The organism is Spiroplasma culicicola AES-1 (assembly GCF_000565175.1).
Taxonomy (GTDB): domain Bacteria; phylum Bacillota_I; class Bacilli_A; order Mycoplasmatales; family Mycoplasmataceae; genus Spiroplasma_A; species Spiroplasma_A culicicola.
The window spans coordinates 698591-717992 of the sequence record NZ_CP006681.1; the positions used below are offsets into that span (position 1 = coordinate 698591).

The 19402-nt window shown below is 25.3% G+C and carries 19 protein-coding genes; all 19 read right to left on the bottom strand.

Features of this window, described 5'->3' with window-relative positions; genetic code table 4:
- Positions 1-60 precede the first annotated feature (60 nt).
- The 19 genes from SCULI_RS03200 to SCULI_RS05780 all read right to left on the bottom strand — a co-directional run bounded on the left by SCULI_RS03200 (position 61) and on the right by SCULI_RS05780 (position 19381).
- Positions 61-951, bottom strand: coding sequence for an ABC transporter permease (locus SCULI_RS03200; RefSeq protein ID WP_025363202.1), 891 nt, complete (start codon positions 949-951; stop codon positions 61-63).
- A complete protein-coding gene (locus SCULI_RS03205) occupies positions 952-1653 on the bottom strand; it encodes an ABC transporter ATP-binding protein (RefSeq protein ID WP_025363203.1) in 702 nt (233 codons plus the stop codon). It abuts the gene before it with no gap.
- A 128-nt stretch (positions 1654-1781) separates the two neighbouring features.
- Positions 1782-2381, bottom strand: coding sequence for a hypothetical protein (locus SCULI_RS03210; RefSeq protein WP_025363204.1), 600 nt, complete (start codon positions 2379-2381; stop codon positions 1782-1784).
- Positions 2382-2512: 131 nt separating this feature from the next.
- Positions 2513-2989: a hypothetical protein gene (locus tag SCULI_RS03215; RefSeq protein WP_025363205.1), complete on the bottom strand. Its 477-nt coding sequence runs from the start codon at positions 2987-2989 to the stop codon at positions 2513-2515.
- A 162-nt stretch (positions 2990-3151) separates the two neighbouring features.
- Positions 3152-4066, bottom strand: coding sequence for an alpha/beta fold hydrolase (locus tag SCULI_RS03220; RefSeq protein ID WP_025363206.1), 915 nt, complete (start codon positions 4064-4066; stop codon positions 3152-3154).
- A 113-nt stretch (positions 4067-4179) separates the two neighbouring features.
- Entirely contained in the window at positions 4180-5034 is an 855-nt protein-coding gene (locus tag SCULI_RS03225; RefSeq protein WP_025363207.1) for an HAD-IIB family hydrolase, read from the bottom strand.
- Between the two features lie 186 nt (positions 5035-5220).
- Positions 5221-5751 carry a hypothetical protein gene (locus SCULI_RS03230; protein ID WP_025363208.1) on the bottom strand — a complete coding sequence of 177 codons (531 nt, stop codon included), beginning with the start codon at positions 5749-5751 and terminating at the stop codon, positions 5221-5223.
- A gap of 123 nt (positions 5752-5874) precedes the next feature.
- A complete protein-coding gene (locus SCULI_RS03235; protein ID WP_025363209.1) occupies positions 5875-7215 on the bottom strand; it encodes a flavin monoamine oxidase family protein in 1341 nt (446 codons plus the stop codon).
- Positions 7216-7237: 22 nt separating this feature from the next.
- Complete coding sequence (locus tag SCULI_RS03240) at positions 7238-8689, bottom strand: APC family permease (RefSeq protein ID WP_053230327.1); 1452 nt, start codon at positions 8687-8689, stop codon at positions 7238-7240.
- A gap of 156 nt (positions 8690-8845) precedes the next feature.
- On the bottom strand, positions 8846-9433 hold the full coding sequence (gene yihA / locus SCULI_RS03245; protein ID WP_407696084.1) for a ribosome biogenesis GTP-binding protein YihA/YsxC: 588 nt from the start codon (positions 9431-9433) through the stop codon (positions 8846-8848).
- Between the two features lie 31 nt (positions 9434-9464).
- Positions 9465-9800: a hypothetical protein gene (locus SCULI_RS03250; protein ID WP_025363212.1), complete on the bottom strand. Its 336-nt coding sequence runs from the start codon at positions 9798-9800 to the stop codon at positions 9465-9467.
- Between the two features lie 138 nt (positions 9801-9938).
- Positions 9939-10466 carry a hypothetical protein gene (locus tag SCULI_RS03255; RefSeq protein WP_025363213.1) on the bottom strand — a complete coding sequence of 176 codons (528 nt, stop codon included), beginning with the start codon at positions 10464-10466 and terminating at the stop codon, positions 9939-9941.
- A complete protein-coding gene (locus SCULI_RS03260; RefSeq protein ID WP_025363214.1) occupies positions 10466-11014 on the bottom strand; it encodes a hypothetical protein in 549 nt (182 codons plus the stop codon). The genes SCULI_RS03255 and SCULI_RS03260 overlap by 1 nt, the downstream gene beginning before the upstream one ends.
- 93 nt (positions 11015-11107) lie before the next feature.
- Positions 11108-11692, bottom strand: coding sequence for an NAD(P)H-dependent oxidoreductase (locus SCULI_RS05520; protein WP_025363215.1), 585 nt, complete (start codon positions 11690-11692; stop codon positions 11108-11110).
- Positions 11693-11978: 286 nt separating this feature from the next.
- Positions 11979-14990 (bottom strand): hypothetical protein, encoded by a 3012-nt coding sequence (locus tag SCULI_RS03270; RefSeq protein WP_025363216.1) that lies wholly within the window; start codon positions 14988-14990, stop codon positions 11979-11981.
- Position 14991: 1 nt separating this feature from the next.
- On the bottom strand, positions 14992-17961 hold the full coding sequence (locus tag SCULI_RS03275; RefSeq protein WP_025363217.1) for a hypothetical protein: 2970 nt from the start codon (positions 17959-17961) through the stop codon (positions 14992-14994).
- 490 nt (positions 17962-18451) lie between these two features.
- Entirely contained in the window at positions 18452-18730 is a 279-nt protein-coding gene (locus SCULI_RS03280) for a hypothetical protein (RefSeq protein WP_025363218.1), read from the bottom strand.
- Between the two features lie 16 nt (positions 18731-18746).
- Positions 18747-19256: a hypothetical protein gene (locus tag SCULI_RS03285; RefSeq protein WP_025363219.1), complete on the bottom strand. Its 510-nt coding sequence runs from the start codon at positions 19254-19256 to the stop codon at positions 18747-18749.
- 2 nt (positions 19257-19258) lie between these two features.
- A complete protein-coding gene (locus tag SCULI_RS05780; RefSeq protein ID WP_269077170.1) occupies positions 19259-19381 on the bottom strand; it encodes a hypothetical protein in 123 nt (40 codons plus the stop codon).
- Positions 19382-19402 lie beyond the last annotated feature (21 nt).

Consider the following 19402-nt stretch of genomic DNA (forward strand, 5'->3'; position numbering starts at 1 on the left):
AAATGTTTCTTACATAAGAAACATTGAATAATACTTATTTAATAAATTATACTTTTAGTTCTATTTTCTAGAAATTCATTTAAAAGTGAATACAGTAGTTGTTGCAACTATTGTAATTAATAAAAGTGAAATTAATACTGGCTGTCATGTGGCTGTAAAATCATAACCCACATCTCCATGATTATTAAATGGTGCTTCTCATCCCAATTGAGTTACTTTACCTTGTGTGGCATATAAAAATATAAAGAATGAATATTTAAATGGTACTAAATAGGTTGAAAGCAGCATTCCTTTAGTATTTTCAAACATATTTGATGGTAAAACAATACCACTTCAAAATAATGAAAAGAAAAAGATCATTAAACTTATTCCATTTGCAGAACCTTCAGTTTTTAAAATTCCTCCAATAAAGGTTGAAATTACAATTGAAGTTAATGATACAAGTAACACTGAAAATAGCATTAATCCTCAATTAATATTTTTTAAAATTACAAAAATTGATGAATTCATTTGGTCTTGATTTGCTCCTTGATAGTTTGGTGCAATTATTGCTCCCATAATCATTACAAATAAAAGCATAATTATAAAACTTGCAATACAAATCATTAAATAAAATAATCACAAAGATATTAAAAATAAACTCTTTTTAATTCCTGTATTTTCAATTCTTTTTAGAAAAATGGAGTTTTTTCATTCAACAATTGAAGAAGATAAACTCATAATAATTGCAATTGCAGGTAAAATTGTATATCCAAGAAGTGAAAAATGTCCAGCAAATTTATTTCCCATAATAAAGAAAAACATTAAGGCAAAGCAAATTGGAACTACTAGTGTAAATATTAGTCCTTTTGGACTTTTAAAAAATGATTTTGAAATAATTAACATTAAATTTGCAAAAATACGACTTTCAAACTTAAAGTTAGTTGTCTTTTTTCTAGCTGCTTGTTCCATCTAAATTTCTCCTTCAAAATGTTTATTCATTAAATTTCTTACACCATTATATTCTTTTTTAACTTCAGCAATCGTTTTATCTAAAATTATTTTTCCTTGATAAACAATTGCCACTCTTTGACATAATAGTTCAACTTCTTCAGGGGAATGCGACACAATAATTAGTGTTTTGTTATTTTCATCACAAACCTTTTTAATAAAATTCATAATTTTAATTTGTAATTTTAAATCCAAACCAGTAGTTAATTCATCTAAAATTATAATTTCTGGTTGATTCATAAGTGCTATCATTGAATTAAATCTTTGTTTTTGACCACCACTTAATTTATTTAAAGGTCTTTTAATAAATTCATCAATTTCAAAAATTTCTAATAATTGTTTTTCTCATTCACTTGTAAATTTTGGAAAAATTGAGCGATATAAAATAATCATATCTTGAGCATTTATTCCTGAAGGTCATTCACCTTGCTGAAATTGAATTCCAATTTCCTTTTTAACATCTTGATCAATATTAATTTTAATTTCGCCTGAAGTTGGTTTTGTAATTTGAGAAATTAAATCAATTAAAGTAGATTTTCCTTCTCCATTCCCACCCAAAATAGCTATTTTATCTTTTTTATAAATATCTAAGTTTAGTTCTTTTAATACTTTTTTCTTACCAAAGTTCTTAACAACTTTGCTGATTTCTATAATTTTTTCCATTTTTATTTTCCCCACTTATTAGAAAGTAAAATAATTATATATTAAATAACTATTATTTTAAATGATTTAAAAAGTTCTTCCTTTTAGAAGAACTCCTTAAATATTAAATTATTTATAGTTTACTTTTATTATTTTTGTTTTGCTTTAAGCACTAATTTTGGTGAAATTGATAATCCCATTTTAACATTATAGTCTACTTCAATATCTCCATCAAAACCAGAAGTTAATTGGAAAATAAATTTATTATCTTGAGAAATATAATAACTCATTAAAATTCCTCAATCAATATTTATGTAACCATATTCATTTGATTCAAGAGTAGACAATCAACTAGCATTTTCTTTAAAGTCATCATAACTTCTAACTTCAACGTTTTTAATATTTTTTAAATTTCCTCATGATGGTTGAATATTAAATGCAACTTTATGCTCATATCTTGTTGTAAAAAATGCATATGGAACAACTGGTTCAGTTATATCGTTATCTCTTGGAATAACTTTTAAATAATTGTCTAGTAAATCATCGATTGAATTAACACCAATCGATGAAAAATCTCATTGTCATAAGTTTGCATTAAACTCAGGATTTGTTTGATTATTGTAAACATATTCAGCTGTTCAACCATTTGAAAAATTTAAGACCTGATCTTCAGCTACTTTGTTAAAACTATTAATTGCTAAATTACTTGATAATATTGTTGGAACTATTAATGAAAATAATTTAATCATTTGTATTACCTTTCTTTCTTCATCCCACCCAACCAACCTTTTAAACCTAACAATAATCAATATATTTTTGTTAATAACTATCTATTCTAATTTTAATATTTATATTGTTACTTTTAAGTTAAATTATAAAATTATTCAACTTTAATTCCATGCTTTACTAAAATATCTTTTAAATTTTTAAGCTCAGATTTTAAATTTGTGGTTTGCTGTTCAAAATTAATATTTTGTTGTTCAAGTTTCAATTTTAAATTTTTATTTTCAATCCTTTGTTGAGCATAAAGCAACTCACATTTCTTAGTTAATTTAGGCATTAGTGTCTCCTTTTTTGCAACAAAATTATTATAAGAATCAATATATCTATTAATTTCCTTAATTAACTTTTCTTGCATTTGTATTATATCATTTTTAACAGTTGACTCTCAGATTCACAACTCTTGATTAAATCCCACCCCATATTTTTGTTCAATAAATTTTATAAAATAAATATATTCTTGATCTCGATAAAAAATCTCTTTATCTGGAATTCATTCTCTAACATAATCATCCAAAACATTTTCTATTTGAATAATCATTGAATGATTATTTGTTCTCAATATTTTACTATTCATATTTTAAAGTTCCTTTCAGTTTTTTGTAAATTAAAAGAAGCAAAATAATTTTGCTCCCATTATAGTTATCGTCATAAAAAAATAAAATTTAACATTTAATTTCAATTAGTTGTAAGTTTTAAAAAAATAAAAATCACTATTTAATTAAATAGTGATTTTTGATTAACTTTTTAAGAAGTTTAAAACATCTTTAAAAACAAGTTCTTTGTCTCTATCAAAAACAATTTCATGTCTTAAATCTTTATAAAAAATCATTTCTGTTTTAATCTTTTGCTTATCAAAAGATTTTTTAGTTTTCTTAACACCTTTTTTAAAAGCTCCTACTGGATCATCTTCTCCACTAATCAATAAAACTGGAATATCTTTGGGTACATGCTTCATGTTTTTGCGTTTTTGATTATAAACAATTCCTAAAAACATATCTAAAAAAGCAGTTGAAGTAAACATAAAACCACAAGTTAAATCTTTTGAAAATTTAATGCGATTTTCCTCATCAATACTTAATCATTCATTTCCAGTTGAATTATGTGAAATTCACTTTTTATTAAATGATTTATAACTTAAAGATCAAATAAAATCATCTCTAAAGTATTGACCATATTTTTTCTTACGTTTACGTGCAAATCAAATTGCATATTTCATTAAGAATGGATTATATCAAGCAGTTCCAGATAAAATTGCCTTATTTATAGTTGAACCATATTTTATTAAATAAGTTCTTACCATAAAGCTTCCCATTGAATGTCCCATCATTGTTATTTTTAAGTCACCATAATTTTGATGAATATAATCATTGATGACTTTTAAATCATCAATTAAAATATTTCACCCATCATTTGGAGCAAAAAACCCCAACATAGTGTTTTGAAGTTGAGCGGTTTTTCCATGACCTCTATGATCTGATGCAACAACTATATAATCGTTGCTATTTAAATATTCAATAAATTCAGTATAACGTTGTGAATGTTCACAACTTCCATGAACTAATTGAACAACACCAATTGGATTTTTGACATCATCATAAACAAAAACAGCTAAATCTAAATTGTCTTGTCCTTTTAAAGTAATTTCTTTCATAAAATTTTACCTTCCTATTCAAATATCAAAATAATAATTAAATTATTAATATAATTTTACACTTATTTTATGTTTCAAACAAAAAAACAAAAAAATAAATACCCTTATAGTATTTATTTAAAATCTGCAACTAACTCTTGTATTTTTAATCCAACAGCATCTTGATCAAATGGTAAAATTACCTCTTTTGCAAGTTTTTTAATTCCTTCAATCGCATTTCCCACAGCATAACAATTATTATATTTTTTAAACATAGGATAGTCATTAAATTCATCACCAAATAAATGAAGATCATCATCATTAAGATTTAAATATTGTGCTAATGCATTTAAACCTCAATCTTTACCAGCACCTTTGCGATAAACTTCTAATGTTATGCGATTGTCATATCCAAATTCAAGAATTTCTAAATCAAAATCTTCTAATAGTTTAACTACATATTCTTTGTGTAAATGATCATCACAATAAATATAAAAACCACAGAAATTTTGGGCATTTTCTTTGACATCATGATATAAGTCATCAAAAGTTGCATATTGATTAAATAAATTATCTGTTAATTCCATATAATCAATATCTTTATTTAATAAAAAATGCGATGAAGGGTGTTCTTTTACTAAATAAACTTCAAAGTCATTTAATAAATGGAATAAAACATTATTTTCATATAATCTATCCATTAGAGCATGTGCTTCTACTTTACTAAAATGATGCTTGGCAATGTATTCATTAGTATTTGGATCAATTACACTAACTCCATTAGTAGTAATAATTGGTAAAGTCACATTTAAATTTCGTGCATGTTGAAATGCTATAAAATAATTTCTTCCAGTGACAATTGTAAAGGCATTATTAGTTTCTTGCATAAATTTTTGAATTAGTTGTTTATTATTATCACTAATTTGATTTTCACGATTGACAATCGTTGCATCAAGATCACTTGCAACAAGCTTTTTAATTTCTTTCATATTTTTATCCTTTTTTCCTCTTCAATAATTATTATAACTATTTTTGAATTAGTCTTATCACAAATAGTTATAATAAATATCTTTTTTTTATTTTAAAATTAGTTGCCTTAAATTAAGGCATAACTATTTATAAATAAAAAAGATACATTATTCAAATATATCTTTTTTATTTATAAAGTATCTATATTATTTGTTTATATAAATTGAAGTTTCAATAGTAAAAGTAGCATTTTCAATTTCTTCTTGACTTAAATATCTAGGAAATGAAAAACCACTTACTCAAACTGAACCATTTTTTTGGCCTCTTAAATCTCAAACCATATCATAATTTACTTCACCTGGATATTTAAAGTGTTTATAAGTTTCTTTCTCAACTTTAATTTGATCATTAGTTACTATATTTTTAAAAGTTCCTGTATAGTCTCATGATTCAAAACTCTCTTTTTTTCCATCCAATTCAACACAAAATTTAACTGCTTCATTAAATTCTCATTCTCATGGTTGCAATCCTACTGTTTTTTCTTTTAATGAATCATAAACTTGAGTTATTAATGTACTATTTAAGTCATTTCCTGGACCTACCATATTAATTTCATAACCAGTTTCTTCTGCATAAATTTCTATTATTTCAGTTTTTGGTTGATAATTTTCAATAATTGGAGCAACCCCAGCTGTACTTAAACTAGCGCTTCCAAATAATGCTAATAATTTAATCATCACTTTACCTCTCTTTTTTACATTTAACCATTTATATAAATGATTAAGTATATTATACTAAAAAAATCACTTAATATTTTAAACTCAAAATACTAAGTTAAATTAATAATATGAATATAGAAATTAAGAGTTTTTATATAATTGTTCTATAACTCTTAGACCACTTCTAATTGCGCCTTCAATATAACCATTAAATTGCGAACTGGTTTCTGTTCCTGCAAAAAAGATATTTTGATATGGCTGTTGTCAAACTTTTCCATGTTTTGTTCATTTATTTAAATCAACTCTAGATACAAAACATCCATCTTGATACGGCTGTTGACTTCAATCATATTCAAAGAATTCATTATATTTTAGAGCAATTGAACCATAAATTTTTGCCAATTCTTGAGCAATAATTAATCCTCTTTGCCCCTTAGAGTCTGCCAATTTATATAATCTATCTTTGTCTTTTCCATAAATAAATCCAGTGTATATTGCTTTATTTGAATTTGGCATTGAATTATCAGTTACCTCTGTAATTAAACCATCATCTTTAAAGAAATAACCTGATTTATTATCTTTTGTTCAAAAATCAGTATTATATTCAAAATGAAATTTATAAGCTTTTCCATTTGTATAACCTGAATAAAAATCTTTATATTCTTTTGGAAGTTCAGGAATAAATTCAATTTTTTGAAGTATTCTTGGAGCACAAGTTATAACTATTTTTTGCGCTCTTAATGTTTGTTTTGAAGTTACTACTCGATAGCTATTTTCTAAATTAATAATTTGTTTTACATACTCATCTAGATAGATATTATTTATACCTATTTCTTCTCCTAATTTAGCTGCAAGTTTTGCCATACTACCTTCTACTCTAAAATTTTGAGCTCCATTTTTAAATTTACTCAAAAAATCAATTGAATTATTTGAAGCGATATAAAATAAAGTTTGTAAAAAGGAAGTTTCATCAGAACTACAACTCAAGAAATTGCCTGCAATATTTCTTCCAACCATTTTGGTTAATTGAGATGAACCAAATTTTTTTATTAATCATTGATCTAAAGTTATTACATCTCAATAATTGGCATTTTTATGATTATATGGAGCATTAATATCAATTTGTTCTGCAAGTTCTTCAATTGTTTGTAAAATTTCTAAAACTTCATTTGGCAAATGTTCTAATTGATTTTCTTTAAAAAGATATAAATGTTTATCATGATTTTTAGGTGGTGTTTCATATAAGTTCAAATTATGTTTTTGAACTAATTCTAAAGCATTTGTATGTAAAGGACCCAATCATTGTCCTCCTAATTCAATAATTTCATTATTTTTGGAGTGTGTATTAAAAACTCTTCCCCCAACAACATTACGAGCTTCAATAATTTTAAATGTTTTATTAAGTTTTTGTAATTCTAGCCCTACTGTCAGTCCAGCAAAGCCTGCACCAATAACAATTACATCATATTGTATTTCTTTCATTTTAAATTCCTTTCTTTAAAAACTAATTTTTAGATAAATTTTTGAGTTTTCTCTTATTTGATTTATTTTTTAATATAATTAATAATTCTCCAATTAATATTGAAATTATAACTGCTAAAAGTAAAAATAATATTTGTGAGCCTCCACTATTTCAAGCCATTGTTTTTTGACCAATTATGACTTCGCCAAAGATAAAAACAATTATTGAAAAAATAATACTCAACATGGGCAAAATTACTAAAATATATTGAATTACTATATTGCCCTTGATTTTAAACTCTCTTTTATGTTTTTTATCAATATAGCGCAATATTAAAAAGCCTGGAATAATAAACAAATATGGAATAAGCGAAATAATGGATCCAAGTGAATAAAGCATTCAAAATAATTGACCGCTACTTTCATTTCCAAAAAAGATTCCAGCAATGATTAATATTAAGACTGATACACTACTATTAATAATAGTAGCTCCTACTGGTGAATTTGTTGTTTTTAAATGTCTTTTAAAAATTGCGGGAAATTGATTGTTTGCACTAGCTTCACTGATTCCAAAGTTTGCACTTGTATTTCAAACAACACAATCTGCAAAAATAGTTAACAATAACAGTAAGGTTAAAATTTTTTCAAATCAACTTGGCAATATTGCTTTAAACATATCTATTAAACCAGTTGCTTCATCAATCTGAGGTTCTAAAACTATATTTAAAGTTGCAGTTGCCACAATATAGCCAATTATAGTAATGACTCCTGTAATTAAAATTGCTTTAGGAATATCTTTTTTAGGATTTTTAATGTCATCAACATAATTTGAACTCGCTTCAACTCCTGTTAAAGTGTTTACTATTGCTGGAAAGAAAATTAAACCCGCAGATCAAGTTGGAATTATTCCATAATTTTTATCAGTAATTGGGGTTGAAATACCATTTCCATTTGATAACCAAATTATGGCACTAATTATCATCACTATAAAGATTAAAATTTTTGAGATAGCCGAAATATTTGAAAGATATTTTATTTTTTTAATATCCATTAAACATACTAAACCAGCAATTATACCAACACTACAAGAAATTATTAAGTGATATCAAATACTAATTTCATAACCAATATATGGTTCAATGAAAGAAGCACTTACAAATGTAGAAAACATTAAATAAACTGAAGCAGTTCATAAACTAACATTTAATCAATAAAGTCAATTCATTCTTGTTGCTCATTTAGAACTAAAAGGTTTTTGAATCCATGTATAGATCCCCCCATCAGTATAACTTGTAGCTAATTCTGAAGAAATTAAACAATAAGGAATAAAGAATACAATTGCAAAAATGATTCAATAAACAATAGATTCTCAGCCAATGGCTGCTACTAATGCAAAAGAATCCAACAAAAAAATTGCTGATAAACTTAAACCAATTAAATCAAATAAATTCAACTTCTTCTTTATTTTAACCATCTCTTTTCATTCAATACTCATTATCTAACTGCATTATAACTTATATAAGTGTATAAAGATATGAACCCAGACAAATAAAAAAAATAAGTTAGAAAATATAACAAATTTAGGCTTTTAAAAGAAAAAAATACTTCATTTATTTAAAAATGAAGTATTTTTTTCTAGAATTATACTTTTTTAAGCAATCACAGTTTCAATCAAATTATAAACTTGATCTAAATTTTCTTTATTAGTTGAAGAAATTGATAGAAATAAATCATTTTGATCCATTTCTAATGTTTGTTTAATTAATTTTTCATTTTTAACAATATCATTACGTTTACATTTATCACGTTTAGTAGCAATAATTAAAACTTTAATATTGTGTTCCTTAAAGAATTGATACATTTCTTTATCATCATTTGTTGGTTTGTGACGTAAATCAACAAGTTGACAAACAGCTTTTAGGTTTTCTCTTCCAGTTAAATAGTCTTCCATCATTGCAGCAAAGGCAATTTTTTGTTCGTGTCCAACTCTTGCAAAACCATAACCAGGAGCATCAACAATACGATAACTTGAATTATTAATATCAAAAAAATTTAATAATCTAGTTTTTCCTGGTGTTGAAGAAGTTTTTGCTAATTTATTTTGATTAGTTAAAGCATTAATAAAAGTGGATTTTCCCACATTACTTCTTCCAATAAAACAAATTTCACGAATATCATCTACTATTCAATCTTTTTTAGCAGCAGCTGATTTTATAAATTTTGCTTGTTTTATCATAATTTGGGCTCTCCACTTTTTATTATAAAGTTTTCTATTTGAATCCTCTTCTTTGGATTCTTTCTAAAGGTTTGACAATTTTGTTAACTTCTTTTTCTAAACTAAACATTGGATCTTTACCATTTTTTGGATCAATTAAAACAACTTCATAATAGTATTCATTTAAGCGTTGAACAAAACGTTCTTGCTTTTCAATTTCGCTTAATGTAATGGGATTATCATTACCATCAGTTGCATAACGAACTTTTAAAGATTCCAGTAAAGCCTCTTCCATTTCTAAATAAGTAAAGAAATCTTCTTTTCGTATTTTTCTTAAATTTTTCTTAGAAAAGATTTTCTTTTCTTCTTTATTAAGGATTCTTTCTAACATAATTTACAACTCCTTTTTTTAAGTGCTAAATTGATTATAGTTTAAAAAGTCGTTAATTTAAAATTTGATACAAATAAAAAACCCTTTAAAGTAAAGGGTTTTTTAAGAAAATTAAAATAAATATCTACTTTAGAAAGTTTAATTTTCATTAAATCAATCCTTTAGCTTTCAATTGTATTTTAAACTATAAGTATCTGTTTGATTATTGATTAAATAAACAATAATCAAAGTATCACGTCTTAAAGTATTGTTTATTGCAGTAATTGAAGAGCTAATAATTTGGTGATTGTCCAAAAAATAATAAACCCCTTCTTTTTTGACAATATACATCACTTTATAAAGTTTTTGACCAATCAATAAAGTTATTAAAATATATATTGTATAAATCATGTAAAAAATATTAAAAATTAATTTATAAACTTCAAAATCTGAGCTATCTTTGTTAATTATTGCAAATGTAAACAAGACAATATTGACAATTAGCAAACTTGGAGTAAATAAGAATAAAATCAGCATATATCAAATATTAATTTTCTTATTTAAATACTGTTTTTCTGCCTTTAATTTTTTTAATTTATTTCTTTTTAATTCTAAAATAATTAAACTAGTTATAAATAAAATACTTGAAAAACCAATTAAAATAATTCCTGAAATTAATGATTCCATTATTGTTTCTCTCCTTTAAGAGCTTTATATGCAAATAATAAATTAATATCTTTTGTATCTACTAATATTCTAATTTCATTTAAAAGAATTTCAATTCCTTTAATTCATTCAACTCCATTAAAAAAAGTAAATTGATAAATTGAAACAATTTCATCAATTTTTGTCTTAATTTGAAATTCACCATATTCAACTAGTAAATATTTATTAGTTAAATAAACTTGGCCTTCAACTTTAGATAATTTTTTTGCTTTATACATGAATTTATAATCAATTTTTGCTGGTTTATTGTTCTTTTTTATTTTCTTTAAATATAAATCTGCTGAACTAAAATAATAACAAGTTTGATCTTGTGGTAATTCATATTTAATGTTTTGAACACTTAGTGAAAATGTTTTTTGATATTCTTTAATTTTTGTTTCATACTCTTGGCGAATAGTTTTGAGACCTTTAATTTTATTGTGATAAATTCAAGCTAAAAGACCTGTAATTGTTAAAAACATGATTCATATTAAAACAATTGTCAAAACATAGATCTCTCTTTGATTCATACTAATTCTCCAATTCTTTATTAATTTTACATTAAAAAAACACAAGTATTTTATTAACTTGTGTTCAAATTAGTTTATATTATTTTCAAAGGATTAATCTAACGCAAATTTTTCTTTCATTTGATCTAAGAATTCAACTCTTTGTTCTTGTGTTGTTAATAAAATATTTTTGAAGTGAATTACTTCTGTATTAAATAACCCCAGTTTATCTAATAATGATTTTGACATTTTATCATATAATTCTTTTGCAATTGATTTTGATAAACTTCAATTATCTCCAAGTGATGTTTGAATAATAAATGTTTTATCAATATCGATTGAAGGTTTTCAATCAATTGGACTTAAACCATCTTTAATTAAAGTTCCAATAAAGATTCTATCAAAGAATCCTTTTAAAATTGCTGGCATGTCAAAGTAGAATAAAGGATAAACAAAGATAATTTGTTCTGCTTCATTACTTAAAGTATTGATCATATCAACTAGTTCTGGGTGTGTTATTTTTCCATAACCAAACTGTTCAAATTCTTCTTGTTCTAATACTGGGTTGAAATTCATTTTATATAAGTCTCAAATAACATATTCTTTATTTTTTGATTCTAACCCACTAACAATTGAATCAACGATTGCATGGTTATAGCTTTTATCCTTTGGATTTGCAATTACTATAACTGTTTTCATAAACTTAAAAATTCTCCTTTTTAATAAGTACCTCTTAAAAATTAATAATAAAAAAAGTTTATTTATATAAACTTTTTACTTTTAATATTTTACAATAAATGTTCCAATATAAAAATATATTTTTAAGAATTTTTTATATTTTTTTATAAAAAATTAAAATAATTTCCTAAAAAGGACTAATTGAAAGCATAGCCCATAAGCTATGCTTTCAATTATTTAATTTTCTTTTTGATTTTGTCAATTCTTACCATTGATTCTTTATTAATCTCATCAATTGGCTTAACAATTACTTTTTTTTAGTATTTTTCCCTTTTTTTAGCTCATCTTTTGTTTGTTGTTCATCAGTATTTCAATTGTTTAATACAGGAGAATTATCCTCTGTACCTTCATCTTGAACTCAAACATATTTTTTCTCATAATCGGGATCATTCATTTTATCTAAGTTATACTCTAACTCACGTTCAAAGAGTCCACTTCTCTCAAGACCTTTGTCATGATTAATTTTGGCAATCTTTGTCACTTTTCCTTTTGCAACAGCATTTTTATCAGCCGTAATTTGAGCAGTTCTTGATCTGTGTTTACGTTTTTTATTATTTTTTGCTGGAATAATAATTCTAACAACTAAGAATCAAATTAAGAATCCAAGTCCTCCAAGAACAATTGCTCCTCCAAGAATAGCAAGTAAGATAATTGCTCATATTGGGAAAGGTGCTTTTGCTAAAAGTTCAACACTAAATGTTTGAGATTTAGTTTGATCCATTGAGTTAGTTGCATTAATTGTAAAACTATAAGTTTTGCCTTCTTCTTCAAATTTTAATGCTTTAACTTTAATTGTTCCATTTTTATCAACTGTAACTTCAATGTTATCTGTATTTTGACTATCAACTTTAAAATCACTAAAAACAGCTGCATTATTTAATTTAAATGTTTTTGTTTTACCTTCATTTAGTGAAAAACTAGTTTCACTTCCATAATCTAATTCTCCAAGATAAGAAGTTACTTTTAAATTAATAGTATTACTTGCATCAGTTGCACTTACTTTAAGTGTTTCACTTGCAGCAGCTGTTGCAGTAACTGAAATAACTCCATTAGCAACATTTGTTGTAAAGTTTTTTGATTCACTTACACTAATAGTTCCAACATCTTGTCAATTGCTAATATTATATTGCATTGTTTGACCCACAACAAATTTAGAACCATCAGATCCTTCTGCTCATGAACCTGTCATTTGTGATTTTGCCTTTGCAATATCACTAAATTGGATTGTGAATTTTTGAAAATTTGTCTCCATTCCTGTTTCACTAAGTAAAACATTTGCAGTTCAAGTTCCATTTTGAGCATTAACTTGAGTATCTGTTAATTTAACTGTAGTTTGCTCAATATTTGTAATGCCTTTAATTGCATTATTTAAATAAGTTTCATATTTTGCAACACTATCTTCTGTTGTCAATTCTCCATTTACACTTAAAGGACTCAACTTTTGAATTTCTTGAGCAATTACTGTTAAATCTAACGGAGTTTGAACATTTGTAAATTCAACTTTTATTGATGAAGTTAAACTTGAATCAACATTTAAACCATCAATTGGTTTAACATCAAAATTAATTTCTTGTCCTTTTTGAACCTCAATTGAATTAGGAACAACAATTTCCAAGTTTTTATCTTTTGCTTGCAATTGATTATTTAAATCATCCACAATCATTTGAATTGTTGTTTGATCATTAATAATTCCTGCTTGAATAGCCTTAGTATATTCAATAGTATTTGTTTTTAAAAACTCTAATTTAGTGTTTGATGAAAATAATACATCTGCACTAGTAATATAAGGATTTGTTTTACCTAATGTATATGTTTTTGATTTATATCAGTTATTATATGAATCATTTGGAGTTAAATTAGCAATTGCATCATCAATATCAATTAAATTATACAAATCAGTTGTACTAATTAATGCAATTTGATCTAAAATATTTTTTGAAGTAGCAACTTCAATTATTTTATTTACAATATGTTCTTGAACAACTTCACGATTTGTTGAACCTTGTGCTAAAATTGCTTCATCTAATGCAATTTTTTCTTGACTTAAAGCACTAAGATCTGCTTTTTTTACAACTTGTTCAATTGTTCTTGTACTGTAGTTATAACTTGAAATACTATTTCCAGCAACTCTAATTGCTGTTGAAGATAAAGTATTTGATTCATTAGATAATCTTTCAACAGTATAAGTATTTGTATCTGTAGGTATTAAATGTTCAGAGCTAGTTGAAACTAATAAATAAACCCCTTTATCAGTTACTGTATAAATTGCTGGATTTCCAGTTTTTGGATCAATTGTTTCAGCAGCAGATTTTACTTTTGCTCCATCAGTAAAAGTAATAGCTGTTCCTTTTTCAATAACATTACCACTTTTTGTTGCAAAAATATCAATTTCAACAATTCTATCATTGTCAAACATATAGTTTTTTACTGTTGGTGTTTGACCTGATATAACTTTAGAAATATAAGTAGTAATAACTGGAGTTTTATTATTAGCAGCTTGAACTGGAATTGTACCTTCACTAGTTATTGCTTTAGTTTCTCCTGCTGTATCAGTTTTTACTAAACCAATACTTGATTGATTATCAGACATTGCTATATTTATAGATTCACTAAAATCCTTGTTATCAATATAAAAAGTAGTAGGTTTAAAATATTGACTGCTAACAAGTAATCCTTTTTCATCTAAATTTGTTAAGTAAAAGTTATCTTGATAACCATACAAAGCAAAATTAACATTAGTACTTACATAAAGATCTCATATTTCTAATAAACTTCAATCAGGATTTATACTAAAATCTGCAACAGTTAATGGTGTACCCTTATTTACTCAACTATTTAATAAATCTGAAGCATTTGCATAATAGTTATTAGTTCCATTACTGCCATCTCCAACAATAATATGTAAATAGTTATTATATACATAAACTTGTTTTGGAGCTCTATCCAAAGTTATAAATTCTTTTTCAACATATTCATTATTTTCATCTTTAGTCATAATATAAATTGATGATTCATCTCTATTTCCATATATATATGATGTTTCATTTAAATTTAAATTATTAACTGTTGTTGCAGAATTTATAGAATAAATGTAATTTGCATTACTTTTATTAACTTTTAAGTTATTTGTTTTTACATATTCATTTGTAATTGAAATGTCATCAACAAGATAAGAGTTTGAAGGAGACATTGCTAATAATACTCCTGAAGTTGGAATTACTATTGAAATAGAACTTATTAATGATAAAAGTTTTTTCATATTATTTATCCCCCACTTTTGATTTAATTTTTTCTTCTTTCATTCTAGCAATTGCAACTTTTGCAGCTTCTTTACCAATAGCTTTTTTATAGAAACGTTTACGTCCAATAAATCATGCAGTTAAAATTGTCATAATTAATAATGACATTCCACCTAGTACAAGTGTTGGCATAATTCATGCTGGCAATGAATCTCTTTCAGTTAAACCTAAAATTAAAATTTCTACAACTTCTGCATTTGTATCTAAATATCATTTTGGATCTGTTGGATTAGCAAAACCTTTATCATAAATATATACTTTCATAGTTGTTGAACCTTTTGTTAGGTTACTTTGATCATATTGACTAACACTAATAGCATATCCAATTCCTTGACCAAGTTTTCTATTTTTATTTAACATATATTGTAATGCTTCACGTGAAGAATTAACATCAAATCCTCTACCATCAAATTGAAGTTTTTGTGCCTCATTTGCATATTGTTTCATATCTAACTTTAAGTTAGCTTCATTATCATTGATATTTGCACGTCCAGTAATAACTGATTTATATTTAACAGTAATTGGTTTTAATGTTATATATTTATTTTCATTACTATCAACATAAGTATTTTCACTATCAGATATTTTAAAATAACCTAATTCTGGTTTTTGACCAATTTTAATATTTATATTATCTAGTGTTCTTGTATAATATCCATTTTCATCAACAGTGTCATCTCCATTAAAGAAACCTCAATTATTTGCATCAAATTCAGTTCTTTCAGGTCCTGCACCTTCTCAATTACTAATTTGTCAGTATGAATTTTCTATTTCATTTTTAGAAAAAATTGGATATTCTTGATTTTTTATATGTATAACTTGGTTTAAATGATCTCCAATATTATTATAAATTTGACCAACAATATGATTAAAGTCATCTGCAATAATAGTTTCAGTTTCATATAAATCGTTCATATGATCAACTAAATTAACTAAATCGTATGCATTTGTATATGAAACGCTAACAGAGCGATCATTTTTTCCCTTAAATTTAGCAGCTCATTGTCCATTTTCAGTATTATTTGTCAATACTGATACTTTACCTGTCTCTTCAATATTTCCAAATTGATTTGTTGGAAAAAAAGTATTTGCCAAAGTATCATCAATGTCTACTTTATAGTCTCATAGGTCTTCTTGTCCTGGTGCTTGTTGTGCTTCTTCAAAAGATGATGCTTGTTTGAACATCATTCCCACTGTTCCAGAAATAGATTTAAATTCATTTATAATTTGTTCTTTTAATTCCTCAACATTTTCTTCTACATTATTTGCTGAATCTGAAGGTGTAAAGTTAACTATTTGATTACTTAGTGAAAGATCAGTTATATCATATTTTTCATATAAACTTCCATATCATGTTTTAGAAGCCATTTCTGATGCTCCTGAACCTAATAAGAATACAATTTCACCATTTACATAGTTTAATGAACCAGCAGTAATTTTAAACATAGCTTCATTAGCAGGTGGCATTTTCATTTGAACCATACCTGTATTAATTATTAATTCCTTAATTGCTCTTGAATTAGTTGAAGAAGCAAAATCAGAAGGTGTTTTATAAATATAACTATAAATAGCTTTGTCTGTTGTTAGTGAAATTTTATATTCATTTGCAATATTGTCATAGTAACTAATTAAATTAGTAACTTTTCCTTTTTCATCTTGAATTCCGTCTTTATCTTCACCTTTAAATAGATTAAAGTTAAATAATTCTTTGCTTTCTACTTTAAAAGGATTATTTTTATCATAATCAAGATATCAAAGTTTTCCTTCTCTTGCTGCTGTGTTTGAATTATTTGCTGCAAAAACAACAAAATCTTGATTATTTGGATTTCTTAATCTATGTTGAGTTGTAATCATTGAATTAATTCTTGATCCTTCATTTTGAGAATTCTCAAATTCAATTTCTTTTTCAAAAGGCTTAATATTTTCATCATTATTAGTATTTTCTGTAAACATTTTTGTTCCAGTACCAACATCTCCTGAATATAAGAAACTAGTATATCCTTTTGGATCAGTAAAGAAAATAAAGTCTTGAGTAGCATAAGAAGATACTTCCATTGTTTTTACTAAATTATCAACTGCAATTTCTCCTGAAATATCTGAACTAAATTCACCAGTATTTTTATTTATTTTATTAGTTAAATCATAACTAAATATTCCAATTTGGTTTTCTGCTGAACCAGAAAAATGAGCAGCAATATATAACATTGTTGACCCATTAGTTTTTGTATTTGAAAATACATTTAAAAATCTATTAAAATTTAAAGTTCCATTTTGACCAGTCATTGTTGTTGGAATAACAAAATCTAAGTCTAAAAACTTAGCTTCACTACCATCAAAAACTTTAACACTACCTTGTGCATTTCCACTAAATTCTTCTGATCATCCAGCCACATATCTATTTACAAATTCATTATTTCCATTAATATATTGTATAATTGAAGTTCTTTCATAATCTTTATCATTATCTGTTTGAGTTTTTGCATCATATGTAAAATAAGCAGTATCTTCAACATCATCAAATACCATTTGACCATTATCAAGAGTATGCATTTTTACAATATTATTTCCTTTTGATTGAATTTGATAAACTGTATCTGATCCATTCTTATTAGCCAAGTTATATGATTGAACTGTCGATAAGTTTCTAATAGCTTGTTCGCCATCTTCATTTACTTGTTCTTTAACATCTCTTGCTAATTGAAAACCATAATTTGGATTACTATATACTTCTGTTGTATCAACTACTGTGGAATTTAGTCCTTGAAATTCTTCTTCTCAAAGTTCCAAATAAGCACCTTTTGTCATATCTGGCATTTCTAATTCAACTGCAGCATCTCTTGTTGATAAACTGTTAATTTCTTCTTTTAATATAACTCCTGCAGGGGCAATTGATGCGCTCATTCCCCCTAATAACGCTAGTAATGTTTTCATAATAAACTTTTCCCTCTCTTAAATTTCCAATAAAAAATTATTTACAGCAATATTCCCCAATATATTTGTAAATTAGTATGTAATATAAAAAGCCTCATTTTTTAAAATAACTCATAATAGATTGTATAAACGATGTGACCTGTTTGATTAGTTAGTTTTAAATATTTGCTTTTTAAAACTAGTTAAAAATTGAGCTTTATTATTTCACACAAAAAGTGTGTGAATTTAGTCACAATACAATTAAATTATAATATATTAAGACAAAAAAATGCAATAGATATTGCATTTTTTTTATAATCTAAAAATCTAGAGTTAATTAAAACTCTAGTATAAACTACTCAAAAAAATGAGTAATTTTTGTTAGTTGGTTGGTTTTATTTTATTAAGTAAGGTTTATGTTTATAATTATTATTTGAAAACCTATTATGGCTTGATCCCTTGCCCGCCCTTACACCCTTTTAAATATGTTCTATTAGAATTTAAATTTCAATTAATCCTTTTTATTAAATTCTAACTGTTGATTTCAATTTTCTAGTAATTGCTCCACCTCTGGTTGTGTCAACTTTGTTTGTTTTGTTTGTTTTTTAATTTGGCCAAATTTAAGTAACATAAAGTTTAAATTTATAATGTAAACAAAAATGTCGGGAATATTGACATATAGAATAATATTTCAATCAACTTTTAACAAGATCAATACTAAATTTGCAAATAACATCAAAGTGATATATGTTAAATTGAAAATTGACAAACTAATTCTTCATTTATTCATGTTTTTTCTCTCTTTCTTATTCTTCTAGTTTTTGCAAAAAGTTATTGATTTCACCTGTTGAAATAAATGAATCCTTGTCTTTATCTGATTCATAAACAACAGCATTGTCATTTACTATTAAGTTATTATTGTCAATACCCTTTGATTCTTTAGTAGGATTGACAACTGGTTTTCTTTTAACTACAGGTTTATTGACTATTAACGCTTGTTGATCTGAATGATTATGTTTTACTTGTGTTTTTTCTCTTGTTTGACTAGAACCAGGTATATTAATCGTTATATTTCCATAACTTACCTGACCTTGTCCAAGCATTTGAGGTAAACTTTCTTTCAAACTATTAGCTCTATAATTATTAATATTTAATAAATCATTAGACCTACCATTGATAGTTTCTTGAATTTTTGCTTGATAATTTAATTGCATAGAAGCTCTTTGAGCTTCTTCAAAAGTTACAAAATGAGCAACCACGTTCATATCTTTATCCATTACAAAGAAGTCATTATTTTTACACATTACATAGTACATTTTTATCTTCCTCTTGCACTATTTTTAACTACTTTATAATGAGTTTTGCAATATCAACTGTTTAAAATTTCTTTTTTTGGTTCTTTAAGACAACCTGAATAATTACATGTAGAATTATTTATCATTATTATTCCCTCTTTTCTAAG